This window comes from Mesorhizobium sp. M0145, assembly GCF_040322355.1.
In the GTDB taxonomy this organism is placed as follows: domain Bacteria; phylum Pseudomonadota; class Alphaproteobacteria; order Rhizobiales; family Rhizobiaceae; genus Mesorhizobium.
Genome location: NZ_JAMYTK010000047.1, coordinates 1 through 18,692 on the forward strand (window position 1 = coordinate 1; position 18,692 = coordinate 18,692).

16 protein-coding genes and 1 pseudogene are annotated in these 18,692 nt (G+C 62.3%); 13 read left to right on the top strand and 4 right to left on the bottom strand.

Going from position 1 to position 18,692, the window contains the following annotated elements; translation table 11 throughout:
- On the top strand, window positions 1-962 hold a 962-nt coding region (locus NKJ28_RS32125; protein ID WP_352638476.1), incomplete at its 5' end, for an S-adenosylmethionine:tRNA ribosyltransferase-isomerase.
- A gap of 453 nt (window positions 963-1,415) precedes the next feature.
- Entirely contained in the window at window positions 1,416-2,291 is an 876-nt protein-coding gene (locus tag NKJ28_RS32130) for a MurR/RpiR family transcriptional regulator (protein ID WP_245274693.1), read from the top strand.
- A 61-nt stretch (window positions 2,292-2,352) separates the two neighbouring features.
- On the opposite strand, the gene NKJ28_RS32135 is transcribed toward NKJ28_RS32130, so the two are convergent.
- The 3 genes from NKJ28_RS32135 to iolD all read right to left on the bottom strand — a co-directional run bounded on the left by NKJ28_RS32135 (window position 2,353) and on the right by iolD (window position 6,062).
- Window positions 2,353-3,186, bottom strand: a complete 834-nt coding sequence (locus tag NKJ28_RS32135) for an SDR family oxidoreductase (protein ID WP_023676598.1) — start codon at window positions 3,184-3,186, stop codon at window positions 2,353-2,355.
- A gap of 3 nt (window positions 3,187-3,189) precedes the next feature.
- A complete protein-coding gene (gene iolE, locus NKJ28_RS32140; RefSeq protein ID WP_023676597.1) occupies window positions 3,190-4,089 on the bottom strand; it encodes a myo-inosose-2 dehydratase in 900 nt (299 codons plus the stop codon).
- Between the two features lie 125 nt (window positions 4,090-4,214).
- Window positions 4,215-6,062: a 3D-(3,5/4)-trihydroxycyclohexane-1,2-dione acylhydrolase (decyclizing) gene (iolD, locus tag NKJ28_RS32145; protein WP_352541472.1), complete on the bottom strand. Its 1,848-nt coding sequence runs from the start codon at window positions 6,060-6,062 to the stop codon at window positions 4,215-4,217.
- A gap of 107 nt (window positions 6,063-6,169) precedes the next feature.
- Here iolD and iolG point away from each other — a divergent pair, with 107 nt between their 5' ends.
- The 11 genes and pseudogenes from iolG to NKJ28_RS32200 all read left to right on the top strand — a co-directional run bounded on the left by iolG (window position 6,170) and on the right by NKJ28_RS32200 (window position 17,605).
- Window positions 6,170-7,177: an inositol 2-dehydrogenase gene (gene iolG, locus NKJ28_RS32150; RefSeq protein WP_352458352.1), complete on the top strand. Its 1,008-nt coding sequence runs from the start codon at window positions 6,170-6,172 to the stop codon at window positions 7,175-7,177.
- 3 nt (window positions 7,178-7,180) lie between these two features.
- On the top strand, window positions 7,181-8,617 hold the full coding sequence (locus NKJ28_RS32155) for an NAD-dependent succinate-semialdehyde dehydrogenase (RefSeq protein WP_023676594.1): 1,437 nt from the start codon (window positions 7,181-7,183) through the stop codon (window positions 8,615-8,617).
- Window positions 8,618-8,627: 10 nt separating this feature from the next.
- Window positions 8,628-9,443 (top strand): HpcH/HpaI aldolase family protein, encoded by an 816-nt coding sequence (locus tag NKJ28_RS32160; RefSeq protein ID WP_352579550.1) that lies wholly within the window; start codon window positions 8,628-8,630, stop codon window positions 9,441-9,443.
- Window positions 9,443-10,408, top strand: coding sequence for a hydroxyacid dehydrogenase (locus tag NKJ28_RS32165; protein ID WP_352579551.1), 966 nt, complete (start codon window positions 9,443-9,445; stop codon window positions 10,406-10,408). The genes NKJ28_RS32160 and NKJ28_RS32165 overlap by 1 nt, the downstream gene beginning before the upstream one ends.
- Window positions 10,398-11,522 (top strand): Gfo/Idh/MocA family protein, encoded by a 1,125-nt coding sequence (locus NKJ28_RS32170; protein WP_352458349.1) that lies wholly within the window; start codon window positions 10,398-10,400, stop codon window positions 11,520-11,522. Before NKJ28_RS32165 ends, NKJ28_RS32170 begins: the two co-directional genes overlap by 11 nt.
- 137 nt (window positions 11,523-11,659) lie before the next feature.
- Window positions 11,660-12,400 carry an ATP-binding cassette domain-containing protein gene (locus tag NKJ28_RS32175; RefSeq protein WP_023676590.1) on the top strand — a complete coding sequence of 247 codons (741 nt, stop codon included), beginning with the start codon at window positions 11,660-11,662 and terminating at the stop codon, window positions 12,398-12,400.
- On the top strand, window positions 12,393-13,493 hold the full coding sequence (locus NKJ28_RS32180; RefSeq protein ID WP_156937342.1) for an ABC transporter permease: 1,101 nt from the start codon (window positions 12,393-12,395) through the stop codon (window positions 13,491-13,493). Before NKJ28_RS32175 ends, NKJ28_RS32180 begins: the two co-directional genes overlap by 8 nt.
- Window positions 13,494-13,551: 58 nt before the next feature.
- Window positions 13,552-14,556, top strand: coding sequence for a substrate-binding domain-containing protein (locus NKJ28_RS32185; protein ID WP_023676588.1), 1,005 nt, complete (start codon window positions 13,552-13,554; stop codon window positions 14,554-14,556).
- Window positions 14,557-14,766: 210 nt separating this feature from the next.
- Window positions 14,767-15,816 (top strand): Gfo/Idh/MocA family protein, encoded by a 1,050-nt coding sequence (locus NKJ28_RS32190; RefSeq protein ID WP_352449985.1) that lies wholly within the window; start codon window positions 14,767-14,769, stop codon window positions 15,814-15,816.
- Between the two features lie 311 nt (window positions 15,817-16,127).
- Window positions 16,128-16,614 (top strand): annotated as a pseudogene (locus NKJ28_RS32195) (IS66 family transposase); the annotation flags it as partial.
- Window positions 16,615-17,461: 847 nt separating this feature from the next.
- Window positions 17,462-17,605, top strand: coding sequence for a transposase domain-containing protein (locus NKJ28_RS32200; protein ID WP_301942484.1), 144 nt, complete (start codon window positions 17,462-17,464; stop codon window positions 17,603-17,605).
- A 682-nt stretch (window positions 17,606-18,287) separates the two neighbouring features.
- Here the strand turns inward: NKJ28_RS32200 and NKJ28_RS32205 are convergent.
- Window positions 18,288-18,548 (bottom strand): pyocin activator PrtN family protein, encoded by a 261-nt coding sequence (locus NKJ28_RS32205; protein ID WP_352638478.1) that lies wholly within the window; start codon window positions 18,546-18,548, stop codon window positions 18,288-18,290.
- Window positions 18,549-18,692 lie beyond the last annotated feature (144 nt).

An 18,692-nucleotide genomic window follows, 5' to 3' on the forward strand; every position in this document is an offset into this window, starting at 1 on the left:
TGTCACTTCCCGATCCAACCCGTTTCGTGGCGATTGCCTTCGGCTCGGGCGATCACCGCACGCGCACGGAAGACCGGCTGCCTCCGCCTCCGCTGTCACCAGGCGATCGCCTCCGGCTCGGCTCGCTTGACGCCGTCGTCGAGCGCCTTCTCGACCATCCACGCCTTCTCGAGTTGCACTTCCCAGGCAACCGCGCAGCGGTGCTTGCAGGACTGGCGCACTACGGCCGGCCGATCCAATACGCGCATGTTCCCGAGCCGTTGGCACTGTGGGATGTTTGGACGAAGATTGCCGCCGGGCCGGTCGCGTTCGAGGCGCCGTCGGCAGGCTTCGCGCTCGACTGGCGCACGCTCCAAGCCTGGCGTCGGCACGACGTTGGCTTTGCAACCCTCACGCATGCTGCGGGCGTCTCTTCCACCGGCGATCCCGCGCTCGACTCGCGCCTTCCCTTCGACGAGCCATACCGCATCCCTGGGCGCACCGCGGCGCAGGTCGCGCGGGCGAAGCTCCGCGGCAGCCGCATCATTGCGATCGGCACGAGCGTAGTGCGCGCACTTGAGGCAGCCGCCAATCCCGGCGGCAATGTGCGTGCCGGAAATGGCATTGCGACAGGGCGCATCGCGCGGGGCACGCGGCTTCGCGTGGTCGATGCGATTCTCACAGGCGTCCACCAGCCCGGCGAAAGCCATTTCGAGCTCCTGCGCGCCTTTGCCGACGATGCTCTGCTCGCCAAGGCCTCCACAGCCTTTGCCGCCTACCGCTACCGCGCGCATGAATTCGGCGATTCCATGCTGCTTAATCGCCAACCGCCGCTTCTATCGCGCGAACAAAATCGGGGCGAGGGGCTCGAGACGAAGGCTTTACTCGAGGTGTGCCATGATGTCGGCAGGATCGGTGGTATTTCGTGCTCGGCGCGCAAGGAAGTCGGAGCTATGTTACAGCGGACCAAATTCGGCATTTGACCCAAAGTCGAAGTTCCGAAGCCCTCACATTGGGTCCGCATTGCGGGCGAAGCGGACAACATGGCTTGCCGGGCGTCAATGCTTCGATACGTGCCACGGCAGGCAGAGCCTAGCAGGGTCCCAAGAATCGCAGGATTTCGGCCGCGAGCGCATCCGGTGCTTCCTCAGCCATGTGGTGACCACAGTCCAGGGCCTTCCCCTGCTGTCTCGCCGCCGTCCACGGTCGCCAAACTTCGAGAACATCGCCGTAAAGCTGCTCAAGGGTCCGAAACCGCTGCTCCTCTGACGCTTCTCCTTCGCACGGAGCTGTCGCAGCCCTCTTGGTGCGCGGACGCGCGGTGCGCACACAACTTGTGGCCCGATAACAGACCCGATAACAGAGTTGACAACTCTCTGCTGGTCAAAAACCTTCAAAGACGCCATCATGCAACAAAAATTGCAAGGATGTGCATCGTGGACGAGAAGGTCGAGGCTCCCAAGGACTATGAGGATCTCATCCGCGTGATACACGACCGGTATGATGGGATGAGCAAGTCGTACCAGAAGATTGCGTTGTACCTCACCCAAAATCCGAATGACGTCGCGGTGCGATCGGTGAACTCGATCGGGGAAGGCAGCGGCGTTCACGCGTCCAGCTTCGTCCGATTTGCCCAAGCATTGGGGTATGAAGGGTTCAAGGACCTGCAGAGCCTCTTCCAGAAACGATTGTCCACCGCGGCTCCCGGCTTCGAAGCCCGCGTCAAGGCGTTGGAGAAGGAACTGGGGGAGCGGACAGATCGCAGCGAGATGGGATTGATGCACGACCTGGTCGTCCGTGACATCGCGTCCCTGAAAGAGATGCTCACCGATCTTCAACCCGAGGATCTGGCAGAAGCCGTTAGCCTGCTCGAGAAGGCCGACGTCATCTATCTGATGGGACAACTTCGCTCGGCACCGGTCGTCGAACTCCTTCGCTATATACTGACCATGCTAGGTAAGCGCTGCGTGCTCCTGGATCCGGGCGGCGGACTGGCCACGCATATGGCCCGCGCGATGCGGAAGACGGACCTGCTGTTTGCGGTGTCGTTCCGCTTCTATGCGAACGAGGTCGTCAATGTTGTGGAAGAAGCCGTGGGGAGAGGTGTACCCATCGTGGCGATCTCGGACAGCACGCTGTCTCCATTGGCCAAGAGCGCGCGCGTTCTGTTCGCCGTACCGGAGCACGAATACACTTTCTCGCGCTCGCTGGCGGCTCCTATGTGTCTTGCGCAGGCTTTGACCGTGGCCTTGGCGGCCAGGCTTCAGAACAACGCAGTCGATCCCCGCATTCCAACGGTTACCGAGCGGTAGGGACTGCGAACCGCGAAACCTGGCCTCATTGCAGCATTTTCGGACCGCCGGCCGTCGATTCTCAATCAGTGTCGGAAGGCGAGAGCGCCATCGCCTTTTCAGGCACGGCCATGGGGCCGGATGCGGCACCGAGGACTGTCTGGTCGTAATCCACCACCGCACCTGTCATGAGCCCGGCATCGTCCGAAACGAGGAAGTTGACGGTGCGGGCGGCCTCGGCCGGATCGACCAGCCGGCCGAAAGGCAGGTTCGCAACGGCTTTCGCTTCCCAATTGGGATCGCCCGTCTCACTCGCCTGCAATTCTCGCTCGTTATCAGACGCCATCCAGCCGACATCCAGCTGGTTGACGCGGATGCGGTTCTTCATGACGGAAAACGCCGTGTTGCGGGTCAGCGTCGCCAGCGCCGCCTTAGTGGCACAGTAAACGTTGATGAAAGGCTGGCCGGCATGTTCCGAGATCGAGCCGATGTTGCAGATGGCGCCTTCAATGCCGTCGCGGATCATGCGGCGGATGGCCTCCTGCATCAGGAAGTAGGGTCCGCGCACGTTGACGGCGAACAGGGCGTCGAAAAGTTCGGGCGAGGTATCGAGGATGGTGCCACGGTCCGTGCGGGCACCGGCGTTCACCAGCACATGTATCTTGCCATAAACGCGCTCGGCCTCCGCCATCACGCTTCGGCAATCCTCGACTTTGCCGAGATCGGCCTTGACAAAGTGGACAGGCACGCCGGTGTCGTGCGTGATCGCCTCGGCCGCGGCACGGCCCTTCGCCTCGTTGCGGCCGAGAGTGACAAGACCGGCAGCGCCGGCTTCCGCCAGCCGGCGCGCAATGGCCGCTCCCAACCCCTGCGTTGAACCCGTGACAACGCAGACCTTTCCATCCATGCGATTCATACTTCAGCTCTCCACAGTGTAGCCAGCCGCGGCCATGACGCGCCGCAATTCCTTATGCCCGATCTTCGCCATTTCGAGTGGCGGACTTTTGACGGGATCCTGCTCGGCTTCAACGACGAACCAGCCTTCGTAACCGTAGGAGGCCAGCCGCTTCACGATCGCCTCGAAGTCGAGCGAGCCGTCACCGGGTACGGTGAAGGCCCCCTTTACCACTGCGTCGAGAAAACTTTCCCGGCTGCGGTCGAGCCCGTCCACGACCGCTTGGCGGATGTCCTTGGTGTGTACATGCGAAATGCGGGCGTGGTGCTTGTCCACCACCCGCAGCACGTCGCCGCCGGCAAAGGCCATATGGCCGGCATCGTAGAGCAGGGGCAGACCCTCGCCGGAATGCTTCATCAGCAGATCGACGTCCTGTTCGCTTTCGATCGGCGCGGCCATGTGGTGGTGGTAGCAAATCGGCATCCCCTGACCCGCGCACCATTCGCCGAAAGTGGTGAGCTTACGGCCGTAGGCCTTGATCTGATCGTCGTCGAGACGCGGGCGCATAGCCAGCGGCGTTCCGCGGTCGCCCTGAATGGTGCGACCCGTCTCGCCATAGACGATGCAGGGTGCGTTGGTCGCCTTGAACAACTCCATCTGCGCGGCGATGCGGTCCTTCTCTTCATCGATATTGCCGACCAGCAAGCGGCCGGAGAACCAGCCGCCACAGACGCTCATGGCATGCTGCCTCAGGATGGGCTCAAGCACCGCCGCGTCCATCGGGAAGCGGCGGCCAGTCTCCATGCCGGTGAAGCCGGCCTCACGGGCCTGCCGCAGGCACTCCTCCAGCGAGACGTCGTCGCTCAGTTCGGGAAGGTCGTCGTTCCACCAGGCGATCGGCGCGATGCCAAGCTTGGCTCTCATCGTCATCTCCAATCATGATTTTCGAATGCTGCTGGCTGCCTGCGCAGCGACAAAAAACTGCCGGAACAATGCTCAGGGAGTTTTGCATCGTTCCGGCAGGGGACGCCCCCGCGCGCCCGAACGGTTCAGACACCCACGCGCTGCTTCTTGCGACCTTCGGTTTGCGCGGCATGCGCGTCGCGGACCTGCTGGCGCCCGCTGATCTCGGGCACGCCGACGTCCCACCATGCATCCCCGGGCGTCCAGCTGAAGGCGTCGGAGACGATGGCAATGACGGTGGTTCGGTCGGTGGTCTTCGCCCATTCGATCGCTTGGCCGAGATCGGCAAGGCTTTCGACACGCCGCGCCAGCGCGCCCATGGCTTCCGCGTGCTTGGCGAAGTCGACCGAGAACGGCTCCTTGACCCGGCAGTCCTTGATAAGGTTATTGAAGGAGGCGCCGCCCTTGGCGTTCTGCAGCCGATTGATCACCGCATAGCCGCCATTGTCGCATACCACGAGAATCATCTTGTGGCCGGCGAGCACCGACGAATAGATGTCGGAGTTCATCATCATGTAGGTGCCGTCGCCGATCATGACGATCGGCGTGCGGGTAGGGTCGGCCATGGCCGCGCCCCAGCCGGCAGAGATTTCATAACCCATGCAGGAGAAGCCGAACTCGCAGTCGAAAGTGTTGGGTTCCTTCACCCGCCAGTTCTTCATCACCTCGCCGGGCAGTCCGCCGGCCGCGGTGATCAGCAGGTCACGCTCGCCCGCCTTGGCGTTCACCACGCCTACGACCTGCGCATAGGTCGGGACCGGCTCGTTGGTCGGCTTCTGGAAGCCGTCAAGCATCGTGTTCCACTTGGCGAACTCGATGCGACCCTTGTCTGTCCAGGCCCTCTCCGCTTTCCAGTCGCCGAGGGCACCTTCGAGTTCGCTCACCGTCTCCAGCGCGTCGCCGACGACGGCGAGCGCCCGGTGCTTGGTGGCATCCCAGCGTGCGGCATTGATCGAGACGAACTTTGCGTCGGCCGAGAAGGCGCTCCAGGATCCGGTGGTGAAGTCCATGAGCCGTGTGCCGACGGCGATGATCACGTCGGCTTCCGCCGCCAGCGCGTTGGCGGAGGTTGAGCCGACGATGCCGATCGGTCCGACATGCGCGGGGTGGTCGTGCGTAACCGTGCCTTTGCCGGCAATCGTCTCCGCGAGCGGGATCCCATGCCTTTTGGCGAAATCGCCAAGAACCTTCTCGGCACCCGAATAACGCACGCCACCACCCGAGATGATCAGCGGCCGCTTTGCGCCTTTGAGGAGGCGCGTCGCTTCGGCGAGCCGGCTGCGATCGGGCCGGGGGCGCGGCACCTCATTCACCGTCTGTTCGAAGAAGGCTTCGGGATAATCCCAGGCGATCTCCTGCACATCCTGCGGCAAAGCGATGAAGGCAGGCCCGCAATCGGCCGGATCAAGCAGCACCGCAACCGCCTGCGGCAACGACGAGATGATCTGCTCGGGATGGACGATGCGGTCCCAGTAGCGCGTGACCGCCTTAAAGGCGTCATTGACGTTGATGGTCGGGTCGCCGAAGTGCTCGACCTGCTGCATGACCGGATCGGGCCGGCGACTGACGAAGGTGTCGCCTGAGAGCATCAGCACCGGCAGCCGGTTCGAATGGGCGACACCCGCCGCCGTCACCATGTTCAGCGCACCCGGACCGATCGAGGTCGCCGCAACCATGATCTGGCGCCGGCGCTTCGCCTTTGCAAAGCCGATCGCTGCAAGCGCCATCGACTGCTCATTCTGGCCGCGCCAGGTCGGCAGCACGTGCTTCACCGCCTCGAGTGCTTCAGAAAGGCACGTCACGTTGCCGTGCCCGAAGATGGCGAAGACTCCCGGAAAAAGCGGAACTTTCTCGCCGTCGACGACCGTGAACTGGTTGCACAGATAGCGCACGAGCGCCTGTGCCATGGTCAGACGGACGGTGGCCCTGGTCATCTTTGTCTCCTCCCTAACGACGGTCTTTCCAAATCTATACGGAATGCCCATTGACAAATCAATATGTTTGCAACGATCATTGCAAAAATTCAAACCGGGAGGACTTCTTGCTCAGGATAGCTGTGCTCGGCTGCGGTCGGATTGGCAGGATGCATGCGGCAAACATCGCCGCACATCCTCGTGCGGAACTAGCCACCGTCTATGACATCGACGAATCGTCCGCGGAGACTGTCGCGGCGCGGCACGGCGTTCGCGCTTCGGGATCCGCGGACGAGGTATTTGCCTCGGCAGATGTAGATGCGGTCCTTGTCGCGACGGTGACTGACACGCATGCCGACTACATCGAAAAGGCGGTGGCCGCTGGCAAACCCGTGCTCTGCGAGAAGCCGATCGATCTTAGCCTGGAAAGGGTGAACCGTTGCGCCGAAGCAATTTTGTCCAAGGGCGTGCCGGTCCAGATCGGCTTCAACCGACGTTTCGACCCCGGTCATCGTGCGGCGTGGAACGCCGTACGATCCGGCGAGATCGGCGACCTGCACCAGGTTATTATCACCTCGCGTGATCCGGGCATGCCGCCCCGTTCCTACTACGAGGTCGCGGGCGGGCTTTTTCGCGACATGACGATCCACGATTTCGACCTGGCCCGCTTCATGCTGGGAGAGGAGCCGGAGGAGGTGTTCGCCATCGGTGGCCGGCTGATCGACCCGGCCATGATGGCGGAGCTGAACGACTACGACAGCGTCATGGTCGTGATGCGGACCAAAAGCGGCAAGCAGTGCCACATCAACAACTCCCGAACCTCCACTTATGGCTACGACCAGCGCGTCGAGTTGCTGGGCAGCACCGGCATGGTGATCAGCGGCAACAGGAAGCCTCACGAACTGCGCCGCTACTCGGTCGCGCAAACCGAAGCCGCCGCGCCTTATCTCGACTTCTTCATCGAGCGATACCGCGAAGCGTTCGATGCCGAGATCGACGCCTTCGTCACCTGCGTCGAGAAGGGCGAGCCGCCGCTGGTCGGTTTTGAGGACGGGCGCCGCGCCCTGATCCTGGCTGAGGCGGCGATGAAATCGGCGGTCGAAGGCCGCTTCGTGAAGGTCAGCGAGATCGGATAAGCCATGTACGCGAATTACGGACTGTTCATCGACGGGAAGTGGCGCAAGGCATCCGACGGCGGGACGGCGCCGGTGACGAGCCCGGTGACGGAAAAGCCGCTGGGCGAGGCTCCGGTCGCCACCCGCGCGGACACGGAAGAGGCGCTGGTTAGCGCCGCCCGTGGGTTTTCCGCATGGAAATCCAAGGGTGGTTTTGAGCGCGCGTCCGCCCTGCATGCTATCGCGGACGAGATGATCCGCCGCAAGGACGAAGCCGCGCGGATGATCTCCAGCGAGACCGGCAAACCTATTGCCCAGTCCGAGCGCGAATGGGGGCTGGCGGTCGATCAGTTCCGCTGGTACGCCGAGGAGGCCCGCCGGATCTATGGGCGCGTCATCGAATCGCGCGTGCCCGGCGGTCGTTTCGAAGTTCTGCACGAGCCTGTCGGGATCGCAGCCGCCTTCACCGCCTGGAACTTTCCGGCGGCACTGGTCGCCCGCAAGGTGGCGCCGGCGCTTGGCGCTGGCTGCTCGACCATCGTCCGGCCGTCAAGTCAGACGCCCGGGACGGCGATGCTGATGGTCGACTGCATCCGCGCCTGCAATCTTCCTGCCGGCACCGTCAGCCTGGTCGTTGGGCCCACGAGCACGACCTATGCGCCGATCATGGCTTCGCCGGCGGTGCGCAAGGTGTCCCTCACCGGCTCGACCCGCGTCGGCCAGCAGATGATCCGCGATGCTGCCGACACGGTGAAGAAGGTGTCTATGGAGCTTGGCGGCAACGCGCCCCTGATCGTCTTCGACGACGCCGATCTGGATGCCGCGCTCAACGTCTCCGTGCCGACCAAATACGCCAATTCCGGCCAGGTCTGCGTCACACCGGATCGTTTCTTCGTCCACGAAAGCCTGCACGACGCCTTCGTCGAGGGCTTTGTGCAACGCGCCAAAGCGTTGAAACTGGGCGACGGGCTCGACCCATCCGTGCAGATGGGCCCGCTCATCAATGCCGGCCGGCTTTCCGAGATCGAAGACATCGTGTCCGACGCTATGAAAGCCGGTGCGAAGCTCGTCGCGGGTGGCCATCGGGTTGCGGCGTTCAATGCCGGCCATTTTCATGAGCCCACGGTCCTGACCGATGTTGCCGACGACATGAGGGTCTTTGCCGAGGAGAATTTCGGGCCGATCGCGGCGATCACCCGGTTTTCCTCGGATGAGGAGGCGCTCGAGCGGGCGAATGCTTCGCCAATGGGATTGTCGGCCTATGCCTTCACGTCGAGCCCGAAGCGTGCGCGCCGCACGGTAGCCGAGCTGAAGGCAGGCATGGTGGGCATCAACAGCTTCGCTCTCGCCGCATCGGAAGCGCCGTTCGGCGGCACGAAATATTCCGGAATGGGTCGCGAAGGCGGCAGCGAAGGTATCGGTGACTACCTCGACACCAAGCTTGCGCAGATCGTGTTCTGAGGAGGCCGCCTTGATCAAGAACGAGCTCAAGCAGATCTGGGCCGAAGGGCGGCCCACGATCAATGGCTGGCTTTCGATCGGCAGTCCATTCACCGCCGAGATCATGGCCGCGCAGGGCTATGACAGCGTGAGCATCGATGTCCAGCACGGCGCGCTCGACTATTCGATGCTGCTTCCCATGTTCCAGGCGATGCGTGCATCCAGGGTGGTGCCCATGGCGCGCGTGCCGTGGCTGGAGCCGGGCATCATCATGAAGGTGCTGGATGCCGGCGCTTATGGCGTGATCTGTCCCATGGTCAACACCTCGGAGCAGGCGGCTGAGTTCGTCAGCTACCTGCGCTATCCGCCGGCTGGCCAGCGCAGTTTCGGGCCGACACGCGCCAACTTTTCGGCGGGCGCCAATTATGCGGCCGAGGCCAATGACGAAATCCTGGCCTTCGCCATGGTCGAGACCGCCGAGGCGATGCGCAATCTCGATGCGATCGCCGCGACTCCCGGGCTTGACGGCATCTATGTCGGTCCCGCCGACTTGACCTTCAGCTTGCACCAGGGACGTCTCGCACCGGCTTTCGACCGCGAGGAGCCTGACATGATCGAGGCGCTGCGGACCATAGTCGCGGCCTGCAAGAGGCATGGCAAACGCGCCGCGCTCCATTGCGGCACGGCCGACTACGCCGCGCGCGCCATCCAATGGGGCTTCGACATGACCACCGTGTCAGGCGACTCCCGCCTGCTCGCAGCAGCGGCCCAGGCGTGTGTTGCCCGCTTTCGCGAATTGACCGGCGCGAAGCCCGCCTCTCTTGAAGCCGGCAAGGGAGGCTATTGATGCCGCACGTTCTGGTCGCCGGAAAACTTCATCCGAGCGGCATCGAACTTCTCGATGCGTCGCCCGGCGTCACCTACGACTATGTCGAAGATGTCTCCGAACCAAGCTACGCACCTCTGATCGGCAAGGCCGATGGCCTCGTCATTCGCACCCAGCCCTTGTCGGCTCCGACCGTCGCACGCGCCGAGAGGTTGAAGATCGTCTCGCGCCATGGCGTCGGCTACGACGCTGTGGATCTATCCTCCCTCAATCGGCGCGGGATCGCTCTCGCGATCGTCGGCGATGTGAACTCGGTGTCGGTGGCCGAGCACGCCATGATGCTGTTGCTGGCGGCAACCAAGCGGCTGATCCGAGCGGATCGTTCGGTGCGCGGTAACGAATGGGGTTGGCGCAACCGGCTGGAGCCAAGCGAACTCTCGGGCAAGCGGCTTCTGATCCTCGGGTTCGGCCGGATCGGCCGCCACCTGGCGCACATGGCGGCGGCATTCGGCATGGACGTGCGTGCCTATGATCCATTCCTTGAGAGGCAAGGCTGGCCGGAGGGGCCGGTCGCGCCGGTGAGCGATTTGCAAACGGGACTCGCCTGGGCCGATGCGATCTCCGTCAACGTACCCAAGGCCGAGCGCCCGGTGATCGGCCCCGTGGAACTCTCGGCGATAAAACCGACTGCTGTTCTCATCAACACAGCGCGGGGCGGCATCGTCGACGAGGCGGCGCTGATTGCGGCGCTGCGAGCGGGGCGCATCGCAGCGGCCGGTATCGACGTCTTCGACGATGAACCACCCGCCGCGGACCATCCGCTCTTCGGCTTCGACCAGGTGATTCTGACGCCGCACATTGCCGGGCTCACCGCCGAGTGCGGCGAGCGCATGGCAATCTCGTCCGTGCAGAACGTGCTCGATTTTTTCGCCGGGCGGATCGACTCAGCGCTGGTGGTAAACGGAGCCGAGTTGAATGGCCGGTGAAAAACCTCAACTCAGAATCGGCCTGATCGGCACCGGCTTCATGGGCAAGACCCATGTGTTCGGCTTTGCTGCCGCACAACGTGTCTTCGATCTTCCCTACGAACTGGTGCTCCACACGGTTGCGGACAGAACCGAGGACCTCGCCGCGCAGGCGGCGCAGGCCTTGGGGTTCGCGCGGGCGAGCGGGGACTGGAGGCGTCTGGTCGAGGACCCGGAGATCGATATGATCGATATCACGGCGCCGAACGGCTTCCACAAGGAGATGGCGCTCGCCGCCATTGCCGCCGGCAAGCACGTCTATTGCGAGAAGCCGCTGGCGCCCCTTGCGGCGGATGCCCGACGGATGGCCGAGGCGGCGGAAGCGGCCGGCGTCAGGACGCAGGTCGGGTTCAATTATCTCTGCAACCCGCTGCTCGCGCTGGCGCGGCAGATGATCCGCGCGGGCGAGTTGGGCGAGATCCGCAGCTATCGCGGCATTCACGCCGAGGACTACATGGCGGATGCGGAAAGCCCATTTACCTTCCGGCACGATCCTGTCGGCGGTGGCGCATTGGCGGATCTGGGCAGCCATGCTCTGGCCACGGCGGAGTTTCTGCTTGGCTCGGTGGAACGGGTCCTCGGCGATTCCGTCACCGTCATAGCGAGCCGTCCGGATGGCCGAGGCGGGCGCCGGACCATCGAGGTCGACGACATCGGTCGCGCATTTCTGCGTTTTGCCAATGGTGCATCCGGCAGCATCGAAGCGAGCTGGGTCGCCACCGGCCGCAAGATGCAGCACGATTTCGAGGTTTATGGCACCAAGGGGGCGCTCGTCTTCAGCCAGGAGCGCTTCAACGAGCTGCATTTCTACAGCACGGCCGATCCCGGCGGCCGGCGTGGCTTTCGGCGCATCGAGGCCGGTCCGGATCACGATCCCTATGGACTCTTCTGCGTCGCACCAGGCCATCAGCTCGGCTTCAACGATCTGAAGGCTATCGAGATTGCGCGGTTCGTCGATGCGATCGCCGGGAAGCGAGACGAGTCTTTCGGCTTCCGGGCCGGCCAACGCATCCAGGAACTCGTGGAGGCAATTCAGGGCTCGGCCCGGGAGAGCAAGTGGCTGCGAACAGACTGATGCGAGGGAGAGTTGGTCGCCGCCCCGCATGCGTCTGAAATAAACGTTGCATGTTTGTACATTTTGCAATATAGATTGCAGCCGGAGAGAGGTACGTCGGCTGAGTGCTCAAGTCGACGTCGCACAGGGAGGAGAATGTGTCTGTGCTGGACGTACGAAGCGTCTCGAAAAGCTTTGGTGCTATCCGTGCCTTGTCAGATGTTAGCTTCGCGGTTGCTGCCGGCGAGGTGGTTGGCCTGATGGGCGACAACGGTGCCGGGAAATCGACCATGGTGAAGCTGATTGCGGGGAACTTCCCACCCTCCGACGGCGAAATCGCGGTGGACGGCAAGGTCTGCCATTTCCACAAGCCGATCGAGGCACGGGGCGAAGGGATCGAGGTCGTCTATCAAGATCTGGCCTTGGCCGACAATCTGACGGCCGCCCAAAATGTCTTTCTCGGCCGCGAGATGAAGAAGGGGTTTTGGCCGCTCCGAGTGCTCGACAAGCAGGCGATGATCAACCGCTCGGCAAAACTGTTCGCGGAGCTGAAGTCGGAGACGCGGCCGCGCGATCTGGTCAAAAAAATGTCAGGCGGCCAGCGGCAGGCGGTCGCCATTGCCCGCACCCGGCTATCCAACTCCAAGCTCGTGCTGATGGATGAGCCGACCGCGGCGATTTCGGTCCGCCAGGTAGCCGAGGTGCTGGAGCTGATCCGGCGGCTCAAATCGCAAAATGTGTCGGTAATGCTGATCAGCCACCGCATGCCCGATGTGTTCGCGGTCTGCGACCGCATCATCGTGCTGAGACGCGGCTCGAAAGTGGCCGACAAGGCGACGGAGAAGACATCGCCGGAGGAGATCACCGGCCTAATTACGGGAGCGATCCGTGATGCATAGCCAGAGCGACATGCTGAAGGAAGGCCATGCGTCCATCGGTGATGTGGTCGGCATAATAGAGCAGAGCGTTTTCCAGAAGATGATCGCCAGCCAGGCCTTCTGGGTCGCGATCGCGCTTTTCGTGTTGGTGGTCTTCATGACGTGGCTGGAGCCCAGCTTCGGCACGGTCGACAACGTTACCAACACCACCCGCAATTTTGCACCTATCGCCATCATGGGGCTGGGCATGACGGTGGTGCTGATCACCGGCGGCATCGATCTGTCGGTCGGCTCGGTGATGGGGCTGGTCGCGATCGTCGCCGGCCTGCTGCTCACTTGGCACCAGCCTTGGTATGTGGCGTTTGGCGCGGGTCTGCTCGCAGGCATCGCCTGCGGAGCCTTTAACGGTTTCTTCGTGGCCTATATCGGCATGCCGTCCTTCGTGGTGACGCTAGGCATGCTGTCGATCGCGCGCTCGCTGGCGGTCGTGCTGTCCGGCAACCAGATGCTTTACCAGTTCGGACCCGATGCGCCGATCGTCAAGGCCATCGGCCAGGCCAAATGGCCGAGGCACACGCCTGACGGCTGGGTGCCTCATTGGATCCCGGAACTGTCCTCGCAGTTCTGGGTGATGGTGATCCTCGCGCTCATCGTCGGCTCCGTCTTCATTTTCACCGCCTGGGCGCGCCACCTCTTCGCGATCGGCGGCAACGAGAACGCCTCGCGGATGACCGGCGTCCCCGTCGACTGGATCAAATTCCAGGCCTATGTCTTCTGCGCATTTACCGCATCGATCGCGTCCCTGCTGCTGCTCGGCTACAGCGGCTCGGCCATCAACGCGATGGGAACCGGCTACGAGTTGAGGGTGATCGCCGGCACCGTCATCGGGGGGGCCAGCCTGATGGGCGGCTACGGAACCGCGTTTGGCGCTGTGATCGGTTCGGCCTTCCTCGAGGTCATCCGCAACGCGCTGCTGATGGCCGGGATCGATTCGAACTGGCAGGGCGCCTTTGTCGGGGCCTTCATCATTCTTGCCGTGCTTCTCGGCATGCAGACCTCGGGCAAGTCGCTGCGGGCGACGCTGGAGGGTATGTTTACCTGGAAGCGCAAATAGAATCCGGCGGCCGCAAGCCGTCGGGGATAGTGGACGTCAAAACAAAGTGGAGGAACAGGTGAAAAAATACATTCTGACGGCGGCCGTGGCGTTTTCCGCGCTGATGGCAGGGCAGGCCTATGCCCAGCAGAAATACGTCTTCGCCCTTGTGCCGAAGAACATGAACAATCCTTTCTTCGACCAGGCTCGTGACGGCTGCAAGAAGGCCGAAGCCGAATCCAGCGGCGCGATCGAATGCATGTATATCGGCCCCGGCGAGCATGGCGGCGGCGAGGAGCAGGTGCAGATCGTGCAGGACCTGGTGGCCAAGAAGGTCGACGGCATCGCCGTCGCCCCGTCGAACGCCGCGGCAATGGCCGTCGCGCTTCAGGCCGCCAAGGAAGCGGGCATTCCCGTGCTTACCTGGGACTCGGATGTGCTACCGGAGAACAAGGACCTGCGTGTCGCCTATATCGGCACGCACAATTACGAAATTGGCGTCAACCTCGCCAAGATCGTGCAGACCATCAAGCCGAAAGGCGGCACCATCTGTATCCAGTCGGGCGGAGCTGCCGCGGCCAACCACAATGAGCGCATGAAGGGTATACGCGATACGCTGGCCGGCAAGGAGTCGGCCGCCTCGCCAGGTGATGCCCTGACCGGCCAGAACGGCTGGACGGAAGCACCGGGCTGCCCTCTCTATACCAACGACGACTTCCCTCTGTCGGTTCAGCAGTTCCAGGACTTCATGGCGAAGACGCCAAACCTCGACGCCTTCGTGCCGACAGGCGGCTTTCCGCAATTCATACCGGATGCGAATCGCGCTGCGGTCGAGCCGTACAAGGATAAGATCGCCAAGAAGGAGCTGGCTCTGGTCGTCGCCGACACGCTGCCGGTGCAGATGGACCAGATGAAGGAAGGCCTGTCGCTCGGCCAGGTCGGACAGCGGCCGTTCGAAATGGGCTACAAGACCATGCTGGCGCTGAAGGACATCAAGGACGGCAAGCCCGCGCCGGCCGACCCGACCTACACCGGTCTCGACGTCTGCACCCCCGAAACCGCCGACACCTGCATCGGAAAGTAGGCGGGGGGCGCAACTCTGCGGCGGGCGAGGGATGACTCTTGCCCGCCTTTGCCCCTGAGAGGCGACAACAGACCCATCGAGCGACTGGCTCAAATCGACCGCTGCCGTCAGGCCTCAGAGACGCTCCGCTGGCCACGGCGTGACCATTTTTAGACGAGTGCCGGGAGTGATCCCATTCGGGAGGAGCAATTGAGAAAGATACGATATGCCGTGGTGGGCGCGGGCTGGATCACACAGGAAGCCTTTATGCCCGGTGTGTCCCAGACCGGAAACTCGACAATCACGGCGATCGTCAGCGGCTCGGCCAAAAACGCCGCCAAGCTCGCCGAATTCTACGGCGTGGAACACGTCTTCAGCTATGAGCAGTACGACCAGATGCTCGCATCGGACGTCGCCGATGCAGTTTACGTGGCATTGCCGAACTCCATGCATGCCGACTATGCGATCCGAGCCCTGAGAGCCGGCAAGCACGCGCTCGTTGAGAAGCCGCTGGCCACGACCGAGGCGGAATGCGAGGCGATGATCGCCGCCGCCAATGAGAGCGGAGCGTACCTGATGACGGCGTATCGGCTGCACAACGAGCCCGGCACTGTCGAGGTGCTGGAGCGCATCCGCAGCGGTGAGATCGGCGATCCCCGCATCTTTGCCGCGGTCTTCTCCTTCGTAGCGTCGTCCGACAATCACCGCCTCAAGGCCGCCTATTGGGGCGGTCCCTTGCAGGACATCGGCGTCTACTGCCTGAATGCCGCGCGCCATATCTTTGCCACTGAGCCGATCGAGGCAGTCGCGGTAAGGAGTTTCGGCAGCGCCTCAGTCGGGGAGGTAGAGGAAAGCATTGCCGTGACGTTGCGCTTCCCCGAGGGCCGGCTTGCACAGTTCATTGCCAGCTTCGGCGCGGACAATTCGGATTTTTACCACGTGGCCGGAACGAAGGGGAGCGTAACGGCCGACCCTGGCTTCCGTTTCGAGACTGCCGTGCAAATGAAGCTTCGGCATGGCGACATCAGAACCGAAAAGACGTTCCCGCAGACAGACCATTTCGCCGGACAGACCGCGTATTTCTCCGACTGCATCCTGAATGCACAACCGCCTGAAGCCGACGGTGGAGAAGGATTTGCCGACGTGCGCGCCCTGCTTGCCATTGAGCGCGCCGCCAGCACCGGTCAGCCTCAGAAGATAGACACGCCGGCACGGCAGGTTCATCCTACTGCGGATATGATCCGCATCTTGCCTACAACGGACCAGCGGCTGCTTCTCTGACGCGCTTTCGCCCGCGGAGCCGGCCAGGATTCATTGCGAGAAGCCTCTCACGAAACGGCATCGCGTACCGCGTTGTACCGTGCAACCGTTCATGCGGAGGCAGTCACGATCTTGTTTCCGAACGTGCTCGACGGGCTGCGCTGGGTGAAATTCATCCAGGCGGCCGCCGACTCGCACGAGGCCGGAAAAGCCCGGACAACCGGCTGGCTTGACTGAACGCATTGGAATAATACGGAGGTCAACTTGAGTATACGCGTTGGAATTATCGGCGTAGGGTAATGGGTGCGGATCACGCGCGGATGCTCGCATCACCTCAAGCCCGGCTTGCCGCCCGACGGGAGCATTCCGCGCCCATCATCGCTGCCCTGAAACCATGGTTCGAAAAGCAGCTATCGATGATCTCCTCCGGCTCTGGCCTGGCCGAAGACATCCGGCATGGGCTCGGCCACTGGCAAGGCCTGACCCGCTTCCTGGACGATGGCCGCCTGGAACTCGACACCAACCCGGTTGAAAACGCGATCAGGCCAGTATGCCTGACCAGAAAAAAATGCCCTGTTTGCAGGTCACGAAGTCGGGGCCGAAAATTGGGCGCTGCTCGCCTCCATCGCCACCTGCAGGCTCAACGACGTCAACCCGGTCGCCTACCTCGCCGAAACCCTCGACGCCATCATCAACGGCCATCCGCAGACCCAGATCGAGGAACTCATGCCCTGGCGATTCCGAAAAACGTCAAGCCCAAATCCACAGGCGATCCGCGAGGCGCTCACCCTAAGTTTTATCATTGACGGTCTGACTTGACGTCTGGCCCGAGGGCGGCGTTCGCTACTATTCCGAAACTTAAGGTTTCGCCCTACCGCGTAATTGGGGTCGGCTGTCTTAAGAGGGCCGCTGCCCACGGTGCCTACTTCTTAACGCATTGGCGGACTGGTGCGGCCGAGCAAACTTCGCCCACGCCGCAGTCCAGGTCGCGTGAACAAGGTGTCGGCATTTGCGGTGGCTCCAGCGTGACGAAGGGCGTCCTCGGCTCTTCCCCCGGTCTCGCCGTTCTCGGGAGGAAGGCGCCGGGATCACCGAGCGACTTCACATATCGATAGAATGACCGAATGTCGCTCTCCGGCATGACGCGAACGTTGTACCAAGGCATCGGCGGCAATGTGCGAAGTGTCTTGATGTAGGTTACATACCCGTCTTCGCTAAGGTCTTGCGCGCTCCATCTCAGATTGCTTGCATACGTTGTGCCCCACGGCCCCCGCCAACCTATTACTTTCCCTCTCAATGCCTTGGTGGGGTCGAGTGCGCCTTCGGCTTCCCTGTAGCCGTCAGTATGGCAGTCGTGACAGCTGCCGATGATGGAAACCAGCCGTCCTCTCTCGACAGACACCTCCTCTGCCGCAAACGCTGCCCCCGATGCTGTCAATATTGCTGAGCCAACCAGGAGCTTAATGAAGTGCATGGTAGCCTCCAGCGCCCTCACACCGCTCGCTCAAAGCCAATAACAACGTCGAGACTTTACCACAATTTTGAAAGTTGGGGTGGGGAAAGCAACGGATCGTTGGAGGCAATAGTCCCTAAGAGGCTCCTGGGACACTGTCGACAATCGCAGCACAGCACTACGTTCGACAACTGGGCGCTGCTCGCCTCCATCGTGGCCACCTGCAGGCTCAACGACGTCAACCCGGTCGCCTACCTCGCCGAAACCCTCGACGCCATCATCAACGGCCATCCGCAAACCCAGATCGAGGAACTCATGCCCTGGCGATTCCGGAAAACGTCAAGCCCAAATCCATAGGCGATCCGCGAGGCGCTTACGCTTCCACCGCAACGGTCTCGCTGCTTTCGCCCCTGCGCACCGAGATCAATTCGGGTCTGTCGCGAGGAACGGCCTATCCCGCGGACTGGCGTCCTCGCTTCACCGATGCCTATCGCCTGCAGGCCCAGGCCTGGATCCATTCAATACTCAGCGGAATTCCGGCCGGAGCAAGCTGCTGGACGGATACCGGGCTGCAATCGCTGCCGAGGCGGGTCTGCAATCACTATCAGAAGGGCGAAAGGCAGTTATTGGCGCAATGAGTAAGCCAGAACTGTACAAATAGCTGACGGCATTTGAATTCATAATGACCTCGGCAGCCGACTAATAATCTTCTTTTTCAGGCCCCTCCCGTCAGCGTGTTCCACGCAGCCGGTGCGCTGCTTCGGCTCGTCGCAGGGACACGTGCGTGTTCTGTAGGATCATTTCGCGAAAAGCCTCGTTTGATACTGCAAAGTTGTACCATCGTGTCCAACATCAGATGGGACGCAGTCCCAGCAAACATGCAGTTCAGACAGTCGATTACGCGTCTTTGTTGAAGTGGTGCTGTACCAAATGCAGTACCGGCCTTGAAACGGTTGATCCAGTTCGTCGCTCATCAGGCCATAAGCCGCGGGCGGCTGTGTACGGCAGGGCTGAACGAAACCTCATTCACGCTCCCTCGCTACTCCGTGAGACCCCTCATTTCCTTTCTCGCAGCCTCAGTCCGGAACTCAAGGTATTTGGCCAAATCGGCGAGATGGACGCCCTTGGCACACTTCTGACTGTCCTCGATCCGCACGAGCGGAAGGGCAATTTCCCACATGGAAATCTTTCGGACCAACTTCGGCGGCGTCAGGTGGGAGAAATAGTCTCGGCAGACCTCATCGATCGGGATGATGGCCTTGCCACCATACTGAGCCATCAAAAGCAGTGCTGTGTTCATTCCAGGTTGCTATCCCTGTTAGGAGCTTGGCAGACTAGCAAGCCGCCCAACGGGTTCAACGGAGTTGTGTGCGTCAAGTTCTGCAAAATGGCGTGGCATTGCGGTGACGTCGGCGTGTCCGCCGCGCAGCCCCCGTGTTTAGCG

Coding starts and splice junctions, on each gene's coding strand:
- NKJ28_RS32135 (WP_023676598.1), bottom strand. CDS start 3,186: ATGAATCGCATGGATGGAAAGGTCTGCGTTGTCACGGGTTCAACGCAG.
- iolE (WP_023676597.1), bottom strand. CDS start 4,089: ATGAGAGCCAAGCTTGGCATCGCGCCGATCGCCTGGTGGAACGACGAC.
- iolD (WP_352541472.1), bottom strand. CDS start 6,062: ATGACCAGGGCCACCGTCCGTCTGACCATGGCACAGGCGCTCGTGCGC.
- NKJ28_RS32155 (WP_023676594.1), top strand. CDS start 7,181: ATGTACGCGAATTACGGACTGTTCATCGACGGGAAGTGGCGCAAGGCA.
- NKJ28_RS32165 (WP_352579551.1), top strand. CDS start 9,443: ATGCCGCACGTTCTGGTCGCCGGAAAACTTCATCCGAGCGGCATCGAA.
- NKJ28_RS32170 (WP_352458349.1), top strand. CDS start 10,398: ATGGCCGGTGAAAAACCTCAACTCAGAATCGGCCTGATCGGCACCGGC.
- NKJ28_RS32180 (WP_156937342.1), top strand. CDS start 12,393: ATGCATAGCCAGAGCGACATGCTGAAGGAAGGCCATGCGTCCATCGGT.
- NKJ28_RS32205 (WP_352638478.1), bottom strand. CDS start 18,548: ATGAACACAGCACTGCTTTTGATGGCTCAGTATGGTGGCAAGGCCATC.